Annotated in this window: 20 protein-coding genes and 2 pseudogenes; 15 read left to right on the forward strand and 7 right to left on the reverse strand. The window is 50.4% G+C overall.

Features of this window, described 5'->3' with window-relative positions; all coding sequences use genetic code 11:
- Positions 1-257: 257 nt before the first annotated feature.
- Positions 258-1,301 carry an acyltransferase family protein gene (locus FHW04_RS22300; protein ID WP_089562480.1) on the reverse strand — a complete coding sequence of 348 codons (1,044 nt, stop codon included), beginning with the start codon at positions 1,299-1,301 and terminating at the stop codon, positions 258-260.
- Between the two features lie 714 nt (positions 1,302-2,015).
- Here FHW04_RS22300 and FHW04_RS22305 point away from each other — a divergent pair.
- Entirely contained in the window at positions 2,016-2,483 is a 468-nt protein-coding gene (locus FHW04_RS22305; RefSeq protein ID WP_031377871.1) for a DUF2846 domain-containing protein, read from the forward strand.
- Between the two features lie 96 nt (positions 2,484-2,579).
- Here the strand turns inward: FHW04_RS22305 and FHW04_RS22310 are convergent, their stop codons facing one another.
- Positions 2,580-5,567, reverse strand: a complete 2,988-nt coding sequence (locus tag FHW04_RS22310) for a Tn3 family transposase (protein WP_089562481.1) — start codon at positions 5,565-5,567, stop codon at positions 2,580-2,582.
- Positions 5,568-5,734: 167 nt separating this feature from the next.
- Here FHW04_RS22310 and FHW04_RS22315 point away from each other — a divergent pair, with 167 nt between their 5' ends.
- Positions 5,735-6,385: a recombinase family protein gene (locus FHW04_RS22315; RefSeq protein ID WP_089562482.1), complete on the forward strand. Its 651-nt coding sequence runs from the start codon at positions 5,735-5,737 to the stop codon at positions 6,383-6,385.
- Between the two features lie 16 nt (positions 6,386-6,401).
- On the opposite strand, the gene FHW04_RS22320 is transcribed toward FHW04_RS22315, so the two are convergent.
- Positions 6,402-7,043: a TetR/AcrR family transcriptional regulator gene (locus FHW04_RS22320; protein ID WP_089562483.1), complete on the reverse strand. Its 642-nt coding sequence runs from the start codon at positions 7,041-7,043 to the stop codon at positions 6,402-6,404.
- A gap of 174 nt (positions 7,044-7,217) precedes the next feature.
- Here FHW04_RS22320 and FHW04_RS22325 point away from each other — a divergent pair, with 174 nt between their 5' ends.
- From FHW04_RS22325 to FHW04_RS22375, 11 genes and pseudogenes are all read left to right on the forward strand, one after another.
- Positions 7,218-8,174 carry an HlyD family efflux transporter periplasmic adaptor subunit gene (locus tag FHW04_RS22325; RefSeq protein ID WP_256150931.1) on the forward strand — a complete coding sequence of 319 codons (957 nt, stop codon included), beginning with the start codon at positions 7,218-7,220 and terminating at the stop codon, positions 8,172-8,174.
- Between the two features lies 1 nt (position 8,175).
- Positions 8,176-9,948 carry an ATP-binding cassette domain-containing protein gene (locus FHW04_RS22330; protein ID WP_089562485.1) on the forward strand — a complete coding sequence of 591 codons (1,773 nt, stop codon included), beginning with the start codon at positions 8,176-8,178 and terminating at the stop codon, positions 9,946-9,948.
- Entirely contained in the window at positions 9,945-11,072 is a 1,128-nt protein-coding gene (locus FHW04_RS22335) for an ABC transporter permease (protein WP_089562486.1), read from the forward strand. Before FHW04_RS22330 ends, FHW04_RS22335 begins: the two co-directional genes overlap by 4 nt.
- A gap of 6 nt (positions 11,073-11,078) precedes the next feature.
- Positions 11,079-12,194 carry an ABC transporter permease gene (locus FHW04_RS22340; protein WP_227021997.1) on the forward strand — a complete coding sequence of 372 codons (1,116 nt, stop codon included), beginning with the start codon at positions 11,079-11,081 and terminating at the stop codon, positions 12,192-12,194.
- Positions 12,195-12,264: 70 nt separating this feature from the next.
- Positions 12,265-13,701, forward strand: a complete 1,437-nt coding sequence (locus FHW04_RS22345) for an efflux transporter outer membrane subunit (RefSeq protein WP_227022001.1) — start codon at positions 12,265-12,267, stop codon at positions 13,699-13,701.
- 3 nt (positions 13,702-13,704) lie between these two features.
- Complete coding sequence (locus FHW04_RS22350) at positions 13,705-14,325, forward strand: HXXEE domain-containing protein (protein ID WP_094106366.1); 621 nt, start codon at positions 13,705-13,707, stop codon at positions 14,323-14,325.
- 171 nt (positions 14,326-14,496) lie between these two features.
- Positions 14,497-15,177 (forward strand): annotated as a pseudogene (locus FHW04_RS22355) (LysR substrate-binding domain-containing protein); the annotation flags it as partial.
- 209 nt (positions 15,178-15,386) lie between these two features.
- Complete coding sequence (locus FHW04_RS22360; protein WP_252867573.1) at positions 15,387-15,533, forward strand: helix-turn-helix domain-containing protein; 147 nt, start codon at positions 15,387-15,389, stop codon at positions 15,531-15,533.
- Positions 15,534-15,755: 222 nt separating this feature from the next.
- Positions 15,756-15,958, forward strand: a pseudogene (locus tag FHW04_RS22365) (Hha/YmoA family nucleoid-associated regulatory protein).
- A gap of 57 nt (positions 15,959-16,015) precedes the next feature.
- Positions 16,016-16,309: a hypothetical protein gene (locus FHW04_RS22370; protein ID WP_089562492.1), complete on the forward strand. Its 294-nt coding sequence runs from the start codon at positions 16,016-16,018 to the stop codon at positions 16,307-16,309.
- 75 nt (positions 16,310-16,384) lie between these two features.
- Entirely contained in the window at positions 16,385-16,609 is a 225-nt protein-coding gene (locus FHW04_RS22375) for a hypothetical protein (RefSeq protein WP_089562493.1), read from the forward strand.
- A gap of 526 nt (positions 16,610-17,135) precedes the next feature.
- Here the strand turns inward: FHW04_RS22375 and FHW04_RS22380 are convergent.
- From FHW04_RS22380 to FHW04_RS22390, 3 genes are all read right to left on the reverse strand, one after another.
- A complete protein-coding gene (locus FHW04_RS22380; protein ID WP_089562494.1) occupies positions 17,136-17,450 on the reverse strand; it encodes a hypothetical protein in 315 nt (104 codons plus the stop codon).
- Positions 17,451-17,679: 229 nt separating this feature from the next.
- Positions 17,680-17,865: a general stress protein gene (locus tag FHW04_RS22385; RefSeq protein WP_089562495.1), complete on the reverse strand. Its 186-nt coding sequence runs from the start codon at positions 17,863-17,865 to the stop codon at positions 17,680-17,682.
- A gap of 878 nt (positions 17,866-18,743) precedes the next feature.
- A complete protein-coding gene (locus tag FHW04_RS22390) occupies positions 18,744-19,145 on the reverse strand; it encodes a VOC family protein (RefSeq protein WP_089562497.1) in 402 nt (133 codons plus the stop codon).
- 176 nt (positions 19,146-19,321) lie between these two features.
- Here FHW04_RS22390 and FHW04_RS22395 point away from each other — a divergent pair, with 176 nt between their 5' ends.
- Both FHW04_RS22395 and FHW04_RS22400 read left to right on the forward strand, forming a co-directional pair.
- Positions 19,322-19,573, forward strand: coding sequence for an ECs_2282 family putative zinc-binding protein (locus FHW04_RS22395; protein WP_089562498.1), 252 nt, complete (start codon positions 19,322-19,324; stop codon positions 19,571-19,573).
- 22 nt (positions 19,574-19,595) lie between these two features.
- A complete protein-coding gene (locus FHW04_RS22400) occupies positions 19,596-20,075 on the forward strand; it encodes a hypothetical protein (RefSeq protein ID WP_089562499.1) in 480 nt (159 codons plus the stop codon).
- 313 nt (positions 20,076-20,388) lie between these two features.
- On the opposite strand, the gene FHW04_RS22405 is transcribed toward FHW04_RS22400, so the two are convergent.
- Positions 20,389-20,721 (reverse strand): RcnB family protein, encoded by a 333-nt coding sequence (locus FHW04_RS22405; protein WP_227021999.1) that lies wholly within the window; start codon positions 20,719-20,721, stop codon positions 20,389-20,391.
- Between the last annotated feature and the right edge of the window lie 1,333 nt (positions 20,722-22,054).

A 22,054-nucleotide genomic window follows, 5' to 3' on the forward strand; every position in this document is an offset into this window, starting at 1 on the left:
ACTTTTGCTTTGCCACGGAATGGTCTGTGTTGTCGGGAGGATGCGTGATCTGATCCTTCAACTCAGCAAAAGTTCGATTTATTCAACAAAGCCGATAGCGTTGCATCGATCAGTTGAACTCACACGACAAGCGGACGGCAACCCTAAAAAGAGCATTCCATTTACGAGTAACTGAGTGCTCACAGTTAGTCTTTATTGTGTATGCCTGGAGAAGCTTTGAACATGATTTAGCCGCGGCCTGTCGAAATTTCATGACGTTATGCCAGTCCCAGAAAAATTGACATCTTTTGGCTTTTTCTGATGAGGATAGACGCTGCAAAGCTAAAAATTATGTTTAGTACAATAACATAAGTTAAGAATAAAACAGGATCTCTTGAAATTTCCGATTTACTCCATACCCATCCCAGAAATATTAAAATAGGCAGGTGAGTTAAATAAAATGGTAGGGCGAGCTTTGATAAAGCTGTGATGGTTTTATTTTCTTTTATATTTAAATTCTTGAAAGTATAAAATAATGCCAGGCACAGGGCGATTACAGCAAAAACCTGACATAAGCTCATAGCAGTTTTGAACTCACCTTTAAAAATAATGCTAAAAAAGTACCATAAAAGGTAAAGCGCCGATAAAAACATCGCCTCCTTTTTATTAACATCCTTTTTGATAAAAAACAGCAACATTCCTGTGAAGAAAAAAGGGATGTATTGTATGGTTGGAATTATCTGGCTTACACTCAGTACAGAATTCGGTAGCAGCATATTAACTATTTTGCTTACAGCAACAGATAAACAGACGGCCAAAAACAGCAAGGAAAAAACGAACGGCCACGTTAACCTATTCAGCTTTTCTGCAATGTAAGAGGCGAGCCTGTTTATTTTTTCCGGTGCAAGCATCAAGAGCATGCTTATCTGAGAAAGAACAATAAGAAACCAGAGGTGCTTATAACTGAGATAATCACGCAAATCTTTGTCATCGAAAAGGAAATACATTTCCATTGCAATCAAAGGCAAGGTTATCATTACAGCCATCAATGTGGGTCGTATTAATCTTTTTTTTCGACTTGAAATAAAATGACTAGCACCCTTTCGCTTTATTAAAAGTGCTGAAAAAAATCCAGAAATGATAAAAAAAAGCTCCATCCTGAATGGGTGTGTTAAATTGAGTGCATCCACAACCCATACATTTTGATTTAATGAATAATCAAATCCCCATGCGCCACCGTAGAGCATTGAAGCATGAAATGTGGGGCCGAAAATCATGATGATTGAGCGAAGAAGATCTAGCCCGGTTAGTCTGTTGTTCATGTTTATGAATAAGCATCCGAGGTTGGTTTATCATATTATTATAACATCCAAAAAATAGTGTATGCAATTAGCTCTTTTCTTAATTAACAATATGGCCCCTCCTTTTCACTCTTGGTTGTGATTTTCTAATTTGGTCATTAAGTAGCAGGGAAATACGGGTAACAAAAAGACATTTTTGGCGAAAAAAAGAGAGATTTATAAAGCCACGCTAATGTATGAGTGTGAACTTAAAACGGCTCCCCGGCGAGCGGCTTTAATATTCGACTGTTTTATACCAGAAATGTTAGAAAGATGTCATCGGGTTGTCATGTTTATTGCAGAGGGAGCAGGACAATATAGAATTTAGGTTTACCAACGATTACGCGCATACGTTTAGTCTCTCATCGCTTAAAGATGTTGCACATATGAGTAAACCATCCCAACGTGTGCGATGATCACGGATAAACACGATATATTGCAGCACTCATCTGTTTTTTTGGTATGAACAAAAATGGCCTGCACACTGTTTATTAACGCAGCCGGGTAATTATAACGTCTGCCTTTGGCACAAAGCGAACTATGCACAGGCCAATGTCCGCTATGAGCGAGGAGCGGACTTTGACGGCTTCAAGATGAACATTGATGTCGTCAGAATTCAATGCTTCCCTTAGTGACATATGTGTAAAATAAGATTATTCTCATTAGGTTTTTTTTACTTAACTCCATGAGAATTCAATGAATAAAATAATATTCGTAGCTGTCCTTCTTTCCTCAATGCTTCTGGGTGGTTGTGCGTCGGTTCCTTTGGCCAGTAATGCTGAAACAACGGCGGCTAAGTCATTCCCGGTTCCGGAGAATGGCAAAGCCGGTCTTTATGTATACAGGGACAGCTTTGTGGGGAAAGCGTTAAAAAAGGATGTGTATCTTGACGGACGCTGCCTTGGTGAAACGGCCGACAGAGTCTTTTTCTATCAACAAATATCAACCAGCCAACCACATACGCTGGGAACTGAATCCGAGTTTTCACCTAATAATCTGACACTCAGTTTAACATCCGGGAAAAACTACTTTGTTCGCCAGTACATCAAAATGGGCGTTTTTGTTGGTGGTGCCGGACTTGAGCAGGTTTCCGAAAACGAAGGGATGCGCGTCGTTTCTAAATCTGAAGTTAAGTTAGCAGTGCCAGGTCATTGCGATAACTGACCGGCGGAAAAGCTGATATCCAGCCCGCATCTGGGCTGAATATCATTCGCTGGCCGGTTTGACTGTATGTTTAGGGGTCAGTTTGGATATCGAAAATTATTGTACGTTAAGGTTATTTTTTGACCTTTCCACTTTAGCTGGCCTCAGCCGACGAAATTTACCGGAAGCCGGTATCCGGTTGCTTTTCCAGATATAATCGCCTGTCAGATTGATGTGTTCCCAGCCTAGCGGGGACAAATGCGACAACAGTTGCTCGTTGATCTTCACCCCTTTACGCTTCAGGGCATCGACCGCTCTTTCCATATAGACGGTATTCCACAGCGAGATAGCCGCCGTCAGCAGCGTCAGTCCACTGGCGCGGTAGCTCTGATTTTCCGGTTTTCGGTCCCTGATTTCACCCAGCCGATGCAGGAATACCGCACGCGCCAGCGCGTTACGGGCTTCTCCTTTATTCAGTCCCGCCTGTACCCGCCGACGCAGTGTCGGATCGCGGAACCAGTCGAGCATAAACAGCGTTCGTTCAATACGGCCAATTTCCCTCAATGCTTTGGCAAGTCCGTTTTGCTTGGGGTAGCTGGCAAGCTTTTTCAGCATCAGGGATGCCGTCACGGTTCCCTGCTTTATCGAGGTTGCCAGACGCAGCACTTCACGCCAGTGAATTTCGATCTCTTTCAGATTCAGGCTGGTTGTTGATATCAGTGACTGAAGCGCCGGGTATTGGTCAGCTTTCCCTTTGATAAACAGCTTCTTGTCATGGAGATCCCTGATTCGCGGACAGAACGCAAATCCTAGCAGATGCATCAGGGCAAAGACATGATCGGTGAAACCAGCGGTATCGGTGTAATGCTCCCTGATTTCCAGGTCGCTTTCATGATACAGCAAGCCATCGAGAACGTGGGTTGAATCCCTGATCCGACTGATTATGCAGGTGTAAAACGGGCTGTATTGATCCGAAATATGGGTATAAAACTGACGTCCAGGCTCCTGCCCATATTTCGGGTTAACCTGCCCTGCGTAGCGGCCTGAGCTGCCTGTTCTAAAATTTTGTCCGTCTGATGATGACGTTGTCCCGTCACCCCAGAATGCCGCCAACGGTCTTTTCCCCTGCGCATTTACCAGCTCTGCAAGAGCGGCTGAATAGGTTTCATCACGGATGTACCATGCCTGAATATCTTCGAGTGATGATTTGGTGCTCCCGGGGCAGGCTTCTGCCATTTTGGTCAGGCCAAGATTGATGCCATCCGCAAGAATGGTGGTGAGGAGCAGGCGGGTATCGGGACGGGTAATGTCATTTTTTATATGCGAAAAATGTCGGGTAAACGTCGTCCAGCTGTTTACCTTATCGAGAATTTCCGTGATTTTAGGTCGCGGTAGCATGCTATAAACCAGCTCTGCCAGCGGTGAAACCTGCGCCGGAACGCAGTTATCCAGCGGAGAGACTTTTACGCCCCTGTCGGATATTTCCACATCGGGCAGTTCACCAAGGGCAGCCATGGCATTGACCTCTTCAAGTCTGGACTGAAGCAGAGTCATACGGCTGGTAATGTACTCATGATAATCAGCAGATACGGGCAGTGGCAGCGCCGGTGTGAGTTTGTCAAAGTCCTTTTCGGGTATGAGGTAATCATCAAAATTTTTGTAGCGCCGCGAGCCTTTAACCCAGATATCCCCGGAGCGCAACGCCCCCTTAAGCTCGCTGAGCGCACAAAATTCATAGTACTGCCGGTCAATACCCGCAGGTGTAATCACCACCTTGCGCCAGCTTTCAGGGACAAAATCAAGCGGCGCTGCCGCCGGAACTTTACGTGACTGCTTCCGGTACATCTCCTTGATCACAACCAGTGCATCAGCCAAAGGTTGCGCTGCCGGGGTTGCGACTAACTGTAAAGCGGACAACATGCGCGGGGCATATTTCCGTAATGTGCTGTATTTCTCAGTAATAATATGCAGCGGGTCAAAATTATTTTTTCTGGCGAGATGGCGTGTTTCCTCCAGACTGGCGACAAATTCAGGCCACGGGAGTATGTTTTCTATTGCGAGCCAGGGATCGCCACCGGAATCACGGGCATCAGATAGCGCCTGACCGACATCGATGTACTGCCTCAGTTTGGACTGGATCAGCTTTCCGGTCTGCTGAAGGCGCTCAGCCTGTGTTCTTTTGGCTTTGCTGAAAAGGCTGTTCAGCATTCGCTCATGCAGCTCAATCACTTCGTCTGTCAGTGTGGCTCTGGCTTCTTCCAGCACGCAGACCAAGATCGCATGACGGCGGGCTGCTGAAAATCGGGTCAAATCCCGGCTACTCATCTTTCGGCCTTCCCGCGCCAGTTTCAGCAACCGGTTCTGGTGAATGGCACGATCTATACCTTCAGGTAATGCCAGCGATTCAATGCTACTGAGCCGATCAAGATGTTGCAGCACGTTCTTACCATTGATTTTACCCGGCGGTTGCAGAAGCCATGTCAGCCTGGAAGGCTGATTATCTGATGACTCAAGTAAACGATCCAGGGCATCCCAGTGCGCCGGAGTTAACGGGGCATTCAGGGTCTGAAATACGATTTTATCGCCGCCTGCCATGGCCTCAGCACAGGTACGTTCCACGACATCAATCGCGGGGATTATCACGTTGTTCTGCCGGAGCCAGACCAGTAACTCTTCGGCCAGGAGAATACCTTTATCGGTGCGCGTCGCCATCGACAACAGGTGTGTAATACAGTCCTGCTGTATTTTGCCGGTGAACGCCTTTACGCCAAGATAGCGGTACAGTTCGGTTAAATGCTCACGCCGGGTCGTATCCCGGCCGGAAAGGTAAGCAGGCCAGAGATCCCCGGTAAGCTTTAGCCTGCTGGCGATATGCTTCAGCAACGCATCAGAGGGTGGGATTTTTTTATCCGGGGCAAAGCCAACATTTTTCAGATAGCAAAGAAGGACGGCAAAACCAAAACGGCTGGCGGGTTTACGGTGAGCACTGATAAGCGCCAGATCATGCTCACTGAAATAGGCCATTCGGGTCAGCGTTAACTCATCGTCCGGTAATGCCAGTAATGATTCTCTTTCCGACAGAGAAAGAATCTGCCTCCTTGCCATATAGTTTCCCTCATAAATTATTTGATGCGGAATTTTTAACAAAAATGGTTATCGCATAAGGGTACACCCTGACGCCATAACCAAAACGTGACGCCACACGATGAATGACATAACCTTTATGCGATAGAATAAATGCAATAATCTAAATGCGATAACATGGTGAAAAAATGTTCATCAGAGCTTATTTGAGGGCATCGGCGGAAGATCAGTTCGCCGATCGGGCAAAAGAGATGCTGGAGCAATTCGTTCAGGAGCGGGGACATAAAATCGCTAGTTACTACCGGGAGAACATCAGCGGAACAAAACTTGACCGCCCGGAACTGGGGCGCTTACTGATGGACAGTCACCACAATGATATTTTGCTGGTCGAGCAGATAGACCGCCTGACCCGTCTTAGCAACAGCGACTGGATGACGCTTAAAAAGCAGATCGAGCAACACGAATTGCGGATTGTCAGTCTGGACGTCCCGACTTCCTGGCAGGCTTTATCAGACAAAGACCCTTCGCAAACAGACCCGATAACGCGTGCTGTTATTACAGCTATCAACAACATGTTGATAGACCTGATGGCGGCTATGTCACATAAAGACTGGCTAAGCCGCCGTCAGCGTCAGAAACAGGGGATCGAGCGAGCACTTACGATGGGGAAATACCGTGGTAAGCAGGCTGACTTCGAACGACATCAGAAGGTGTTGTATTATCGTACGGTAAAAAAATTAAGCATTCAGGAAACAGCGGAAGCTACCGGTTACAGTTGTTCTCAGGTATGCCGGATACAGGCCCTGCACAAGCATGAAAGTAAGGACAGGATTACGTAATTGTGTCTGTTATCTTTCAAATGCTGTGATTAACGTCTCTGACTGCCTTCAGTCCCGCCAGCGAAAAACGCTTAAAGTGGTCGGTCAGTGCCTGAGTCTGCATCGCCGCAATTTCTCTTACCGGCCCGGGAATTCTGTTACCTGCCACGATCAACATCATGCAGGGTGCGACCACACTTAACATGCAGGGAAGTAATGCAGGATCGTCTTCGCTGATACCGGCAGCTTCACTGACAATTTTCCGCACCGCCTGTATTTTCCCCATTCCTTCGCTGTTCACAAAATCGGTGAGTTGAACTGAAGGTGCCAGCAATTCCCGCGCAAATACCCGCCCGTGCCAGCCATTTCCTTCATTCAGTTTTGAGATGAACATTTCCAGAAACTGACCGAGCTTTACCTCCGGAGGAAGTGCGCCTCTTGCCAGGGCCGTCAGCTTTTCGCCATCCAGATAGTGGCGGTGTGCCCGTGACAAAACCGCCAGATACAGTCCGTCTCTGCCCCCGAAGTGATAGTTGATAGCCGCCAGGTCAACCTCTGCGGCACTGGCTATTGATTTGTTCGTCGTTCGGGCAAGGCCCTGTTCGGCAATCAGTTCACCTGCGGCTTCCAGAATTTTTTCCCGGGTTAACTCACCATCACTGCGACGTGCTCGGCTCATAGATAAATCCAGTTGTAAGATTTTTTTCGGCGACTGGGTTTATTATCTCACAATTAAAGTTTAAATTGAATTTAAACTAAGCGCATGACATGAACGTCAGCTGAGGGAAGTAGTCGCAATGAAAAAAAAATAATAGCAGGCGTGGTGATTATTGCGCTTATAGCGGTGGCCGCTGTGGCCTGGCTTCATAGTCGAAATAATGATGATAAAAATCGTCTGACGTTACACGGCAACGTGGATATCCGTCAGGTATCGCTGGCATTTGAGGAGAGCGGCCGGATAGCCGAATTAATGGCTGAGGAAGGCGATAAGGTTGAGGCAGGACAAGTGGTTGCCACACTCGATACCCGGGCGCTGAAGATACAGAAAAAACAGGCTCAGGCGCGTCTGGATGCTGAGAAGCAAACGGTGCGCGAGCAACAGTCCGGCGCACGTCCTGAAGAAATTGCCCAGGCAAAAGCGCAGCTGGCGTCAGCCGTGGCGCAACAAACCAAAGCCCGGGAGGATCTCTCCCGCATTCAGCGTATTGCCTCAAACACCCGTGGCAAAGGTATCAGCAGGCAGGAAATGGACACGGCCAGAAATAACCTGAGTATTGCTCAGGCCAGCGTGAAAGAACGCCAGGCAAGCCTGGACCTGATGGTGAAAGGCGTGCGCAAAGAGCAGCGGGAAGCCACCGTCGCACAGGTCAAAGCGCTTGAGGCCGATCTGGAATTACTGCAATACCGACTTTCACAGGCGGAATTACGTGCGCCGGTTAATGCGGAGGTAAGGGCACGCTTGCAGGAAGCGGGTGATATGACCAGCGCCCAGAAAGCGGTGTATACCCTGGCGCTGAGCGAACCAAAATGGGTACGTGTCTGGGTCAATGAAAGCGATCTGGGACGCATCAAATCAGGTATGAATGCGGATATCGTCACTGACTCTTTCCCGGATAAACCGGTCACTGGCAGGATTGGTTATATCTCCTCAGTGGCTGAGTTCACGCCAAAATCTGTGCAGACTGAAGAGCTGCGAACCAATCTGGTTTACGAGGTGCGTATCGTGGTCAAAGACCCTGATAACGTGCTGCGCATGGGGCAGCCAGCCACCGTCACCATAAATACGCCTTCTGCGGACAGTGGCAAATAACATGGCCACTGAAACTGGCATCGTCATTGCGCAGGATCTGGTCAGAGTTTTCCCCGGCGCGACCAAAAAAGCACCTGAAGTTCGTGCTCTGGACAGCCTGACCATGAACATCCGGGCGGGTGAGCTCACCGCGCTCGTCGGCCCTGACGGTGCAGGGAAAACCACTTTCCAGCGTCTTATAGCCGGTCTGTATGCACCCTCTTCCGGCAGCCTTACCGTGCTGGGGACGGACGTCAGCGCCGACCCTCAGTCGGTACAGAACCGCATCAGCTACATGCCTCAGCGCTTTGGTTTGTATGAAGATTTGAGCGTTCAGGAAAACCTGGATCTGTACGCCGATTTACATGGCGTTGACCAGCAGACCCGAAAGGAACGTTTTGAGCGTCTGCTGACGATAACCGATCTCACCCGGTTTACAGACCGACCAGCTGGCAAGCTGTCCGGAGGGATGAAACAAAAACTCGGCCTGGCCTGCACCCTGGTGCGTTCGCCTGAATTATTGCTGTTAGATGAACCCAGTGTGGGGGTTGATCCTTTGTCGCGCCGCGATTTGTGGAAAATCATCGAGCAGCTGGTTCAGGATGAACAGCTGAGCGTGATAATCAGCACGGCCTACATGGATGAAGCTGAGCGTTGTGCTCAGGTCTATGTCATGTATCAGGGACGCATTCTGGCGCAGGGAACGCCGGACGAACTGCGTAAAAAAGCCGATGGTCTGACGTGGCAGGCCACACCGCCAGACGGTATGAAAGCCCGTAGCCTACAGGCCCGATTGCTGGAGAATCGCAAACATGTTATCGACGCCGTCCCGAAAGGCGATGCCGTACGTTTTATCTGCCAGTCGGACAGTGACGAGCCCCTTGCCCGGGAACATCATGCCACTCGCCGTGATGCCGAACTGGAAGATGGCTTTATGGTTCTGCTTCATCAGGCGCAGCATCAGAATGAACAGGCGCCCTCAGATCCGGTAAAGGCCGATATGGTTTCCACTCAGCAAAGCGCAGAAGCTGAGGACAAACCCGTTATCGTTGTTCGGGATCTTGTGCGTAAATTTGGTGATTTTACAGCCGTTGCCAGTACCTCCTTCGAGGTCAGACGTGGCGAAATCTTTGGTCTGCTCGGACCAAATGGTGCCGGAAAGACGACAACCTTCAGAATGCTCTGCGGACTGCTACCGGCAACGAGTGGTCATCTTGAGGTAGCCGGAATGAATCTGCGTACAGCACGGGCAAAAGCCCGCGCCCGTATCGGTTACGTTTCTCAGAAATTTGCCTTATATGGCAACCTGACGGTGCGTGAAAATCTGACGTTTTTCGGCGGGGCCTATGGTTTGTCCGGTAAACATCTGGCGCAGCAAATAGAGACCTCCCTTGCTCAATTCAGCCTGGATCCCGATGCTATCAGCGGGGAGCTGCCAGGCGGATTCAAGCAACGTTTATCGATGGCGGCAGCACTACTGCATGAACCCGAAATTGTCTTTCTGGATGAACCGACCAGCGGTATTGATCCGCTGGCGCGCCGCGCTTTCTGGTACACCATTGGCGAACTGGCCAACAAAGGTATCACGGTCATCGTGACCACCCACTTTATGGAAGAGGCGGAGTACTGCGACCGTATAGCGATTCAGGACGCGGGGAAAATGCTGGCACTGGGTACGCCGCGAGAAGTGCGGCAGAAAGCGGGTCTGGAGCATGCTGCTGATATGAACACCGCGTTTATTGCCATTGTGGAAAATGCCCGGGCGAAGGAACACAAGAAGGAGGCGAAGGCATGAAAAACTCCACTTTCCGCAGCCGTCTTATCTCCCTGACACGCAAAGAAACGCGTCAGCTTTTACGGGACAAAAGTAACCTTGCGGTCGGGTTGCTCCTGCCAGTTGTGCTGATCCTGCTGTTTGGTTACGGACTCTCGTTTGATTTAAGCAATGCCAGGATCGGCGTGGTTCAGGAGCAGCGGACCCCGCAGTCCTGGCAGATTGTCACGGCATTACAAGGCAGTCGGTACTTATCGGTTCAGGAATATACCAGCTTTAATGCCGCACAGGATGCGCTGCGTAAGGGGGAAACGGATGCGATATTGCGTATTCCATCCGACTTCGCGCAACGTCTGACAGCGGGTAACGCACAGCTCCAGCTCCTTGTGAATGGCGCATCAACCAGTGTCGCCAGCGCTGCCCAGGGTTACGTTACCGGGGCACTGGCTACGCAGTCTGCCGTGATTGCCGATCGGGGCGGGAATAAGCCTTCCGGGGGCAGCGTCACCGTTGAACAGCGCATGTGGTTTAACGAATCCGGCAACAGTACCTGGTTCATTGTTCCCGGCCTGGTCGTCCTGATCCTGACGCTGATAGGCGCATTCCTCACCGGGCTATTAATTGCCCGGGAGCGGGAGCGTGGCACGCTTGAAGCGCTTTTTGTTACGCCGGTGCGGCCCCTTGAACTGGTGCTGGCGAAACTCGCGCCCTATATGGTGCTCGGCACTATCGACCTGGTGGTCTGCCTGCTGGCTTCACATTATCTGTTCGACGTGCCGATTCGCGGTTCCCTGTGGGCAATTATTGTTTCGTCCCTGCTTTATCTGCTTGTTTCACTGGGGCTTGGGCTCACCATTTCAGGGTTTGCACCCGGGCAGTTCCTGGCAAGCCAGGTGGCGCTCATAGCCAGTTTTATGCCCGCCATGATGCTGTCAGGGTTTGTCTTTGATACCCGCAATCTGCCGGTCGTCATTCAGGTCATAAGCCAGATCCTACCTGCCACTCACTTTATGTCGCTTATCAAAACGCTCTTTCTGGGCGGTGATGACTGGAAGATGTTTTTCAAAGAGTGCGGGATCTTATCGCTTTATGCGCTGGTTCTGATAAACGCTTCGCGCATTTCTCTGCGCAAAAGACTGAGATAAACGCTGATGAACATTTTAACCACCTGGCTGCGCCACATCAGCTTTTTGATCCGCAAAGAGGTGCTCGCCATTCTGAAGGAACCGGCTAACCGGGTAATATTGTTCGCTCCTGCGTTTATGCAGGCGCTGCTGTTTGGCTATGCCGCGACCTACGATGTGAACCATGTATCATACGCCGTGCTCGATCAGAGCCGGGGCCAGGCCTCGACAGAACTGTTAACACATCTGGACGGGACGGGCGTGTTCAACCGCACGGCCACGCTCACGGCAGCGTCACAGATTCAGGATGTCGTGCTTGCCGGAGATGCGTTGCTGGTTTTGACATTTCCCCCCAATTTTGAAGACAAGCTCAATAGTGGAGATACCTCGCCCCTTCAGATGATCCTGGATGGCCGTAATTCCTCCACAGCCGGTGCTGCGGCCAGTTATATCAGTGCCGTGGTGGCTGATTTTAATCAGCGCAGAAGTGGCAGCAAGCCAGCGATTTCCGTCGAAACCCGTGCCTGGTACAACCCCAACCTGGAATCCCGCTGGGGACTAATGCCAACCCTTATTGCCGCGTTAAGCATGATGCAGACGCTGATGCTGTCCGCCCTGTCGGTAGCCCGGGAGCGGGAACAGGGAACTTTCGACCAGCTGCTGGTCACGCCTTTCACGCCAATGCAGCTCCTGATTGGCAAGGCTTTACCTTCGGTGATGGTCGGCCTGGTCCAGTCAACAATCATCCTGCTGATAATCCTGTTCTGGTTCCAGATACCCATGAACGGTTCTGTCACGCTGCTTTATTTTGGCCTGTTGAGCTTTAACATCGCGGCGGTGGGTATTGGCCTGTCTATCTCTGCTGTCTCCATCAATATGCAGCAGGCGATGCTCTACACCTTCCTGTTGATGATGCCGCTGATGCTGCTGTCCGGCCTGCTTACTCCCGTGCAGACCATGCCTGCCATCCTCGATACCCTGACGTATGCTAATCCGCTGCGGTTTGCTATTGACCTGGTCAGAAGGGTGTATCTGGAAGGGGCTGGCTTTACTGATGTGGCCTTTAATTTTATTCCCATGCTGGTTATGGCGGCGATCACCTTACCGCTTGCTGCATGGCTGTTCCGCAATCGACTTTACTGAGACAGGTATTCCGATGAAACACCGCTTTTCCCCTATATCAAACAATAAAGGACCTGTTCTGGTGACGTTAATGGTTGCCGCTGCACTGAGTGGTTGTACGGTAGGCCCCGATTTTCAGAAGCAAAAACCGGATGCGCCTGCTGACTGGACAACCTGGCGCAGCGGGGATGCAGCATTACACACGGTGAAAGGTGCCGGTGTGATGGCGGACAGCCAGTGGTGGAAACGCTACAACGATCCGGTTCTTGACGATCTGGTTAACCGGGCTCTGTCAGCCAGTCCCGATATCAAAACCGCCGCATTACGTTTTTCAGGTGCACGAGCGCAATACCGCATTATGGCTTCATCGCAGACTCCGGACATTAATGCTACCGGGAAAGTCACCCGCGAACAGCTCAGCGAAAACAGCCCATCCACGCGCGCACTGAAAGAAGTGTTGCCGCAGCCGGATGAACTGATTGATTTAATGTCCGAACCGTATAACTGGTATCAGGCCGGGCTGGATTTCTCATGGGAAATAGACTTGTGGGGGCATGTCAGACGTGCTGTTGAAGCCTCCGATGCCGACCTCTCTGCTCAGGGGGCGATGCTGGAGCTTGCGAGGCTCAGCATTGTCGGTGACGTGGTGAATAATTACTACGCTCTGCGGGGTATCCAGCAGCAAATCGTACTGGCAAAAGAGGATGTGCAGGCGATGAATGAGCGCCTTTCGCTGGTCCGGGCCCGTACTGAAGGGGGAGAACTGGACTACACCGACGTTGAACGCCAGCAGAGTCAGCTGTCGGCCACCCGCGCAAACCTCATCGATCTGCAACAGCAGGAAGGCATCGCGATGAATCAGCTGTTATTACTGCTGGGCGAACACCCAGGCGCATTACAACAGCAGCTGGTTTATAAACCAGATACTAATCAGGCAACATTGCCACCGTTGAGTCTGGGTATCCCGTCCGAAGTGGCGCTGACGCGTCCGGATATCCGCGCCGCTGAAGCACACCTGCATGCCGCTACCGCCAGGATTGGTGTCGCACAGGCGGAGCTCTACCCGAGTATTACGCTGGGGGCACGGATTGGTTTTGACTCCTACAGTGAAAGTAACTTTGCCGAATGGGGGAGCCGTACCTGGTCAGTGGGTCCGAGCCTGAACCTGCCTTTGTTTGACCGTGGGAGACGTAAGGCGACGGTGGTATTACGTGAAACCGATCAGCAGCAGGCTGCTGTTGATTTCCACAAAACCGTGCTGAAAGCCTGGCAGGAAATTGATGATGCACTCAGCCGTTACGCTGCTGCGCAACAAAAACTGGTTGAGCAGGAACAGCGCGAGAAGAGTGCAGGAGAGGCACAATCTCTTATTCAGGCCCGTTATGACGGAGGGCTGACCAGCTTTATCAACGTGCTCGACAGCCAGCGAAGCTACATCCAGGCGCGGCAGTCGCTGGCAATGAGTCAGCGGGATGTGAAAACTGCATGGGCCGCAGTGAACCGCGCCGTGGGCAACTACCCGCGCTAGAAAATGAAAGAGGATACGGTGAAACAATTTTTGATGAAGCATAATCTGGCGTTATTCAGTCTGGTGGCGACCTGCGTTCTGATTTATACGCTGGCAAACTGGCAGGCCATGCCCGTTACGCAACGAATGCTGGGGTTATTTGTCTTTGGTATTACCTTACATTTGTGGGAAGAAGGCCGGTTCCCGGGTGGTTTTACCGAAATGATTGCTGAGAAGCTGAATTTTAAAGCTGACGACATCCATTTCGGGCAAATCATCACATCCTGCTATGTGGTGTTTATCGTTTTCGTCCCGCTGTTTTTCTCGCATGTATTGTTCCTGGCAATCGCACCGATGTTGCTTGGCCTGCTGGAACCCGTTGCGCATTTGCTGGCAATATGCATGTCATCAACGCGCTATTATTCCCCGGGACTGGTCACCGCCGTTGTGGTGCTGATGCCGATCTCGCTGTACACGCTGCACTATATAGCAACCCATATGGAGACGCATTTCTCCACCTGGCTGATGGCCTTTCTATACATGTTAGTCGGGTTGTTAATAGCCCAGCGACTCGTCATCTCTGCAAGCGGGATGAAGTACAGTGAGTTTTTAAAGAATGTCAGACGTCGCTTATTCGCAAAATGACTGAATTTTTAAACTGCCAAGTTTAGTAAGGCCATAATCAGTGGTTAGAACAGTGGCCAACTTCCGCTGTTCGCTCAAAGCTGCCTGTCAAAGTGGTCAAGCTCTACCACAGCTCAGAGGTACAAAAAACCACCTTAACGTACAATATTTCCCGTTTCCCAAACGGACCCCTACCAGGCAACCCTGTCTGGATTTGACTCTCTGAATCAGGGACTGTCCACCCTGGAACATTACCGCAGTACCCCCTCCGGAACCGTTAGGATCAATGTCAGCCAGCACATCATTGATAAAGTTCTGCTACCCAGGCTTGCCGTGTTTCAGCAGCGCTACCCGGATATCCGTCTGGAGCTCATCACAGAAAGCCGGTTTGTGGATATCATTGATAAGCGGTTTGATGCCGGGATTCGTCTCGGGCCGGATGTCGGGGAGGGAATGGTCGCCGTGCGGATCACCTCCGGCATGGAAATGGCGGTGGTTGGCACACCTGATCATTTTCGGCGCTATGGTTTTCCGCACATCCCGGACGATCTGGTGACACACCCCTGTATCGCGTATCAGTTTGCCGACGGTAGCCTTTATCAGTGGGAGCTTAACCTGGACAACAAAAAAGTCACCCACCGGCCACAGGGACAGTGGGTATTTTCTGACAGCTACATGGAAGCTGAAGCGGCCAGGCGGGGGCTGGGGCTGGCCTATGTTCCTGAAGAGTTGGTCACCGACGACCTTACCAGTGGAAAATTAATCAGGGTTTTACAGCCTTACAGCATCTCTCTTGAAGGGTTATACCTGTATTACCCTCATCGCGACGTGTCTCCAGCTCTCAGGGTGGTTATTGATGTGCTGAAAATCTGACAGGCTCCGGAAAGCACTGGAAACGGTTCGTTTAACGTGAGTTTTCGTTCCACTGAGCGTCAGCCCCCTAAAACTCCATCCTGATGACCGGAGGACGTTAAAACAGTAGGCTGCACACTTGGCAACCAGTGAACGATTCTAGCCAGACTGGTAAAAATGCCACAGGGCTGAGCTTTGGTCGCTGTCGCTGGCGTCAGCAACTGCATTTAATGATTGCCCTGAGCCATCTGACTGAAGGTCTGTCTGTACAGAGCGTTACCGGTATACTGGGTTATGATTCGGTAAGTGCGTTTATTAGCATGTTCAGAAAAGCGCAGGGGAAATTACCGACGCAATATTTTTCGTTCCTAAACTAATGCAACACGACATAAACCGGATTTTTACAAAGAACGCCAGCGTCCGTTTTTCGCTCAACACTGCCTGTCAACCTAGTCCCCATACCACAGCTCAGGTGTACAAAAAACAACCTTAACGTACAATAATTTTCGATATCCAAACTGACCCCTTATTTAACACTAACGCACCGTACCTCTGCAGTAGCCGAGGCCTGGAATACGCCATTAACGAAAGGAATTCTGATGACCCGAACTGACTAATTTATAAATTTCGGCGCCTTCACTCTGTGGAGACGCTGGATAAACTTTATGAACACCTCTACTATACCGTTGATGTGTCTGAACAGTACGCCATGACGCAGGCTTGGGATCACCGTAAGGCGGAGCTGGCCGCTGGCAAACTGTTTGATCGTGTGCCTGCTCATGTCTGGCGGTACGTAGACTAACGCACGGACGCTGTCCTGCCGGGACATCCCTCAGCGCCGGCATTATGGAACTCTCTGATGATAAATACTGTCCTGAGCTCTGTCGCCCAGGCGGGCGTGGCTGCGTTTACGATTTATATGGTAAAACCAAAGCTCATTATCCTCTGGGATGCTGGCATGACGCCCGACTTGTCGCCAGCGGGTTGGATCTGCCTAATTAACATCGTACTCGTCGCTGCCATCATCGTACTGGTCAATATCCTGCCCGCGTTTATTCTGGTCTGCTACGTACTTTGCAATACGGTAGAGACTGTCACAAAAAACATAAAGGTACTGTTGCGAACCTCAGCCTCGCTGCCCCTCGGGCGCTGAAGCAGACCTGAATTAAGCCGCTTCGCCGGCGACGCTTTTCCTCCCAACGGTCAGCCTCTGACTCACAGGTTAATCATGAAGCTACTGACAAAAATTCAGGCGGCAGCTCTGCTGTGCGCCGCGTCCTGCCCCGCGTTCGCCGACGGCGTGGACTACCAGACCATTAGTGATGCCGCCAGTAAGACCGGCGATCTTTCCCATCAGGCGCTGGTAATGATATTCGGCGACGTGGTTATCCGTATAGCACTGGAGACAGCGTCTGGAAGCCGTTGCAGGGGGGCAGTTAATGCATCGGGATAATCAGTCCGTTATTCTCACCGCGTTGGGCAAAAAGCTGTTGCGTTCGACCGCAGAGCTCTTGCTGATGGCTACGATAAAGCTAACCTATTCAGCTGGCTTACAGTCCGCTGTGAGCGAAAAATGGACCTTTCGCTCATATTAACTCAAGTTACTATTACATTAGCCATAACATCCCACTCATGCACCGGGCTTTAAAGCCTGTCTTTCGCAAAAACGCTATCAAGACAGAAGCGTGATACAGTAAGCAGCGGTCTTTCCTGACGCGAATTTCACTGTCACATTTACCGTCCCGACCTCTCCGGTCAGGTTTCGGGATTTTTTTCAGCCAGCCGGCAAAACGTCCGGCTGGCTGCCGGTAAAAGGCAGCAAAAAACCCGCCATCTTTCGTAGCGGGCTGAACAACAAATCACGTTCATAATCTACTGCACCGTGCCGAAACCAGCAGGGATCAGCACCATGTCAGCCTGGAAAGAAAATTACCGTTGCGCAAGCGTCCTCAATTTAACATGAGAGTTCGGCCACGAACTTACGCCTCCGGCGGCAAATGGTGGATGACCACGACCCCGGAGTTCATCTCTATGCGCGGGTAGTGCTCTCGCATCCCTTTCAACAGTACGGCATCGGGCCAGTCTGCAGTTTTTCCAGGCCTGCCTGCCACCGCAGAAAGCGGCATTTTTTCGACGTGCGTGACCCACACCATGACCGCGTCAGAGGCATCCCGCACGTTCACGTAAAGCACAGGGCCCGGCACAATTTCACGCTCCCGCCACCGGATGGTATGAAGCTTTCTGCCTGCACGAATGTCCGGCAGCAAACGCGGTACAATTTCAAGATTCTGCAAGGGATTACCTCCGGCGAAAAATGGCTCCCGCTGCGGGAGCCAGAAGCACAGATAGCGGCAGTATCAGTTTATGCCCCCTGTGGTGAGGCACATTATATTTATCGGCCTCGTCTGCGGGCACATAAGCGCAGCCGGCATCATTTTTCTTCGTACCTGCCAAGATTAACATAAGAGTTCTGTTGGACAGGGCATGAAAAAACCCGCCGGGGCGGGTTTGGAGCAACGCCTTTCAGACATCCTTGCGGCCAGAAGGGCCTCTTTTGCTGATCTGGCCGCCCTTTCTGCCTGCTTCAATGGCCCGTTCAGGACTGTTCCTGAAATTTCCTCCGCTTGCCTGACCGCCTTTCCGTCCGGCTTCTGCCGCCCGCTCCGGATTTTCGGCAAAGTTGCCGGCACCACCACGGCGTACTGACATAACACCTCCAGCTTGAGTTAAGTTTCATCCCCTAAAGCTTAGTAAAGATAGTTCTGCTGGCAGATTTTTGACGCTAAATTGTGACTCCGTCAAAAAAAACGGCACCATAGCGACTTAAGAAATCAGTTTTTAGCGTGCAGAATCCCCTGGTGAGGGCTGTATGCTTACCGGCTTTGCAAAGTAAACATTCATTCAAATACCGCCTCCCCGGATACAAAAAAAACCCGCCATCTTGCGCGGGGTGAATCAGGGGAGTGATCAAAAAGTATTTGCTGTGAACGGAACCAGCATGAACCGTCACCTCTTAAGCCTGGTAAAAAATGGTCCACCGTGCAAGCGAAGCCGGAGGCGGCAGTCGGCCTTTCCGCGCCGGACGCTGCCGCCCTGGCGTATTTAACATAACAGTGCTGTTAAGCATGCGGCTGTAGGCTAAGCGCTTATCTTAAAGATGTATCTGATAAATACCTTTTGTGCTCCTTCCCTGCCGGAGCGACAGTTTTAACGTATCCTGTAGGCTTCGCCTGCCGTACGGGCAGAGCTTTCACAGCAAGCAGGTCACGCATGTACAGAAACGAAGACGAAAGGCTGTCTGACACAGTAATGGGCGAAGCCGTCATTGAGCTGCTCAATGAGAGGGCACCTATCACTAACGCCCGGCTGCTTGTGAAGCTGCAGACCTTCCTGCTCGCAGCAGAGGAAACGTGGCGGGAGGCAGCGATACGCAGCGCTATCAGAGACGTCCAGGCGGCAGTTCTGGATGTCGGCAGCAGAGCAGGTGCACAGCCGCCCCCCCTGCACTGAGCGCGGCCAACCGGCCAGGCATTCCTATTTAACATAAGAGTTCGGCCACGCACCGGACCTGCGCAGCCTCAGAGCTTTCAGGGCTGCGCGTTCTGGTAGAGATCCCAGCGGTTGCCGTAGATGTCCTCAAACACCACCACCCTCCCGTACTCCTCCTGCCGCGGCTCCTGGCAGAAGTGAACGCCCTTTTCCTTCATGGCGTTGTAGTCGCGCCAGAAGTCGTCGGTCTGCAAGAACAGGAATACCCGTCCGCCACACTGGTTCCCGATAAAGCCTTCCTGCCGCTCGTTTGAAGCGCGGGCCAAGAGAAGATTACAGTCGCTTTCCGGGTTCGGCGTCACCACAACCCAGCGCTTGCCAGGCTGCGGCGTGTCCTCAACCAAGGTAAAGCCAAGCTTGTCGGTGTAGTACTCAATCGCACGATCGTAGTCGTCGACCACGATCGCCACATATCCCATGCATCGCTTTTGCGTTCTCATTTCTGCTCCGTCAGGTTTCAGGCACAGTGGCCCGGACACTCTCTTTTAACAGAACAGTGCGTTTTTAGTGTATTTATAATGTATGCGCACGTTTTTGATGGTGAATCGGAGCAAAAAAGAGTATTACTGAGATTCACAGTTGGTAATCTTTGCTCTGGTTATTATCGGAGAAAAATATGAAGCTGAATCCTGAAAAATATAAAAGAAATATTGCTCTATTATGTCCTGTCTGCGGAAACTCAGAGATGGAACATGCTGAAGATTCTGAGATGGTAAAATGTACGGACTGCGGCAAAGAATTAACGAAAGATGATTTAATTCAGGAAAATGGATCAAGTATTGATGCTCATGTTAATGAGATAAAAAAGGAGTTATCGAGAGATATACATAAACAGTTTAACGATATATTTAAAAAAGCATTCAAGTGATTGAAAACATAAGAGTATAACAATGTCGACAAGTGATCTTATCGCTTTTGGTGCGCTTGCAGTATCAATCTATACTGTCGTTTCATCCGAATTTAAATCAAGGAAAAGTGATAAAGAACAGCGGGTTATAAAAGATGAGCAAGACAGGTTGCGTAAGCTTATCCTGGAAAAAGAAACAAAGTTTTCCATTAATGAAATGAAGGCAGAGCTTGGTGCGAGAATAGTTAATCCATCCAATAATAGATACAGGTTAAAAATCTACAATAGAGGTAAGGTAGAGGCAAAAAACATAGGTATTCATTTTCCCGATAACGACGGTAATGAATACCTGATAATGTCTGAAGTAAAAGATAAATTTCCGTATGAGTTATTACGCCCTCAACAGGCAGTGGAGATGATCGCATCAATAAGTTTTGAGAGCAAAACGAAGTATCGCATTAAACTCACATGGGATGATGATTACCAGAAAGGTAATGAAGCCGAGTTTTACCTCTCAATATAGCTTATTTAAAGCTTGATTTCATATCAATCGACGTTCAGTAAAAAGCAATACTATAGCTATTGAAGATGAACTCCTAAACATACCTGATGACTCCGGCATGTCTGCATGGCTTCCAGTGATTACGGTTCTTCACGGATTAGTTCATGCAGAGGTTGGATACGTCCGCTTCTGGCACAGAGCGGACTGATACGCAGGCCAATGTCCGCTATGAGCGAACAGCAGACGTTTCACTGATAAAGTCTGCAAGACCCTAACTTTTATGCAGGAAAGGAGAGTAGTAGTAAACGGGTCATTGGGTATGACCCGCTGAATTCTATCGCGGATGTGCGCTGTTCAGGATAATCGACGTAATGATGCCTGTAGTTGCGGCGATCAACACGTAGTTACCGTCAACGTACGCCCAGTGCTGACCTTCTGGGGGAGGTGGAAGGCCTTTATCATGCCAGTCACTTACACGGTAATCACCGCCCCTGTAATCTTCGGGAACAGGTTTACCCCGCTCAAAGTCATGCCCCTTATAAGCGAAGTGTCGTGGCATATCTGGCCCCCCCCTCTGCTCCTGAGGAACAGGTTCCTGACCGTGTGGACCGCCCGGCCCTACAGCCAGAAGAGGTGCACTAAAAAAAGTACCCGATGTTGCCAGCATCAATACTAAAGGCAGTGTTCTTGAACTTCTCATCATTTGACCCTTTTCTGAAACTCTATTTTATTATGGTCTGATGCAACGTTTCTGCCTGACGCGATACGGATTACTCCCCAACATTTTCTGATTATTTACATTCTTGTCGGAAAATATTCACAAAGACCCGACGTCTTAGGGGGTAATAACGGTTTGACTCGCTCTTTAACAATTGATGTCGTGCAAATTAAGAAATGTCCGCTTCTGGCACAAAGCGGACATTCAGTTAGGCCAACTAACCGCTCCTCGAAGCGCACTAAAACCCTGAGCAATGCATAGTCAGCCCCTGAATGCCGCTTTAGCGGCATGGAGGCGCCAGATGTCGCTGAGGGTAACTTTGATGCTAAACGGCGCCGTACGCCCGGCGCAGCCGGTTACAGGTGTATATATTCTGATACCCATATCCTTCCCTGCAAAGCCTAAACCAACTGTCAGCAATAAATAAGGTCAGGTAATCCCTTTTAACCCCGGTGAGCGGGCTTCACGGCGCTTGCGACGTGAAGAGCGTGATTTCCGGGGCCTTAGCGGGAGCAGCTTGCTGCTGACGCTTAGGGGGGTGTGCATCAAAACTTTCAGCGACAGGCTCGGAACTTAACACGGTAGCTGCTAAGCCAGACCCGCTAAAAGCGATGTAAAGCCTCTATGCGCCGTCGGAGTGGTCTCGCCAAGGCGTAGCCGCAGTCGGGGCGTATCTCCGCGTTAGCGGACCGTCAGGGCCGCTTACGGGCGTGTTCTCCGATACTGAAGCTATAAGACTTACAGCGCCGCCAGTTTCTAGTTACATCATTCATTTTTTAAAAAACGACTCCATCCCGGCCTTCGGCCGGGCGGGGGCGGCTGATCAGGGGGGGGCAACCGGGCTTCAGGTCCGGTGCCGGGGTGTTGCCGGAGAGGGGCGCAGAGGGAACAGGTCGGCTTAGCAAAGTAAATGCACGTTTATGTATGGTGTAACTAAAAGTTAAGTACCAGCGTTTTTTTTTTACACAGAATTATGGAAATATCGTAAATCCCGAATGATAACCACACCGGTCAGAATGCGATATATTCGCCTTCAATAATTCGATGATGATTACTATCTCAAGAAGATCCATGATAACCGGACACTATCCCCGACCTCTGAGGGAAATTTAACTCGACTTTATGTGCTCAGGGCCATCGCACATTTGGCACTTAAGAAAAGGGGCAGGCCCTGTTTACTGCCAACGGCAATTGCGCAAGGTCCTTATTTCCAGGGATGATTTTCCCTCCCTTTCGACCGGCTTAAAGCCTCATTCAGGTTTTTTGTCACATTACCAGTACT

This window comes from Pantoea sp. AN62, from assembly GCF_050432985.1.
GTDB classification, from domain to species: domain Bacteria; phylum Pseudomonadota; class Gammaproteobacteria; order Enterobacterales; family Enterobacteriaceae; genus Pantoea; species Pantoea brenneri.

What these genes read in the sequence shown, in the direction of transcription:
- FHW04_RS22330 (WP_089562485.1), top strand. Translation starts at nt 8,176, where the DNA reads ATGGCCACTGAAACTGGCATCGTCATTGCGCAGGATCTGGTCAGAGTT.
- FHW04_RS22400 (WP_089562499.1), top strand. Translation starts at nt 19,596, where the DNA reads ATGTCGACAAGTGATCTTATCGCTTTTGGTGCGCTTGCAGTATCAATC.
- FHW04_RS22395 (WP_089562498.1), top strand. Translation starts at nt 19,322, where the DNA reads ATGAAGCTGAATCCTGAAAAATATAAAAGAAATATTGCTCTATTATGT.
- FHW04_RS22405 (WP_227021999.1), bottom strand. Translation starts at nt 20,721, where the DNA reads ATGCTGGCAACATCGGGTACTTTTTTTAGTGCACCTCTTCTGGCTGTA.
- FHW04_RS22370 (WP_089562492.1), top strand. Translation starts at nt 16,016, where the DNA reads ATGATAAATACTGTCCTGAGCTCTGTCGCCCAGGCGGGCGTGGCTGCG.
- FHW04_RS22305 (WP_031377871.1), top strand. Translation starts at nt 2,016, where the DNA reads ATGAATAAAATAATATTCGTAGCTGTCCTTCTTTCCTCAATGCTTCTG.
- FHW04_RS22375 (WP_089562493.1), top strand. Translation starts at nt 16,385, where the DNA reads ATGAAGCTACTGACAAAAATTCAGGCGGCAGCTCTGCTGTGCGCCGCG.
- FHW04_RS22315 (WP_089562482.1), top strand. Translation starts at nt 5,735, where the DNA reads ATGTTCATCAGAGCTTATTTGAGGGCATCGGCGGAAGATCAGTTCGCC.
- FHW04_RS22335 (WP_089562486.1), top strand. Translation starts at nt 9,945, where the DNA reads ATGAAAAACTCCACTTTCCGCAGCCGTCTTATCTCCCTGACACGCAAA.
- FHW04_RS22345 (WP_227022001.1), top strand. Translation starts at nt 12,265, where the DNA reads ATGGTTGCCGCTGCACTGAGTGGTTGTACGGTAGGCCCCGATTTTCAG.
- FHW04_RS22320 (WP_089562483.1), bottom strand. Translation starts at nt 7,043, where the DNA reads ATGAGCCGAGCACGTCGCAGTGATGGTGAGTTAACCCGGGAAAAAATT.
- FHW04_RS22360 (WP_252867573.1), top strand. Translation starts at nt 15,387, where the DNA reads ATGATTGCCCTGAGCCATCTGACTGAAGGTCTGTCTGTACAGAGCGTT.
- FHW04_RS22300 (WP_089562480.1), bottom strand. Translation starts at nt 1,301, where the DNA reads ATGAACAACAGACTAACCGGGCTAGATCTTCTTCGCTCAATCATCATG.
- FHW04_RS22385 (WP_089562495.1), bottom strand. Translation starts at nt 17,865, where the DNA reads ATGTCAGTACGCCGTGGTGGTGCCGGCAACTTTGCCGAAAATCCGGAG.
- FHW04_RS22340 (WP_227021997.1), top strand. Translation starts at nt 11,079, where the DNA reads ATGAACATTTTAACCACCTGGCTGCGCCACATCAGCTTTTTGATCCGC.
- FHW04_RS22390 (WP_089562497.1), bottom strand. Translation starts at nt 19,145, where the DNA reads ATGAGAACGCAAAAGCGATGCATGGGATATGTGGCGATCGTGGTCGAC.
- FHW04_RS22350 (WP_094106366.1), top strand. Translation starts at nt 13,705, where the DNA reads ATGAAAGAGGATACGGTGAAACAATTTTTGATGAAGCATAATCTGGCG.
- FHW04_RS22310 (WP_089562481.1), bottom strand. Translation starts at nt 5,567, where the DNA reads ATGGCAAGGAGGCAGATTCTTTCTCTGTCGGAAAGAGAATCATTACTG.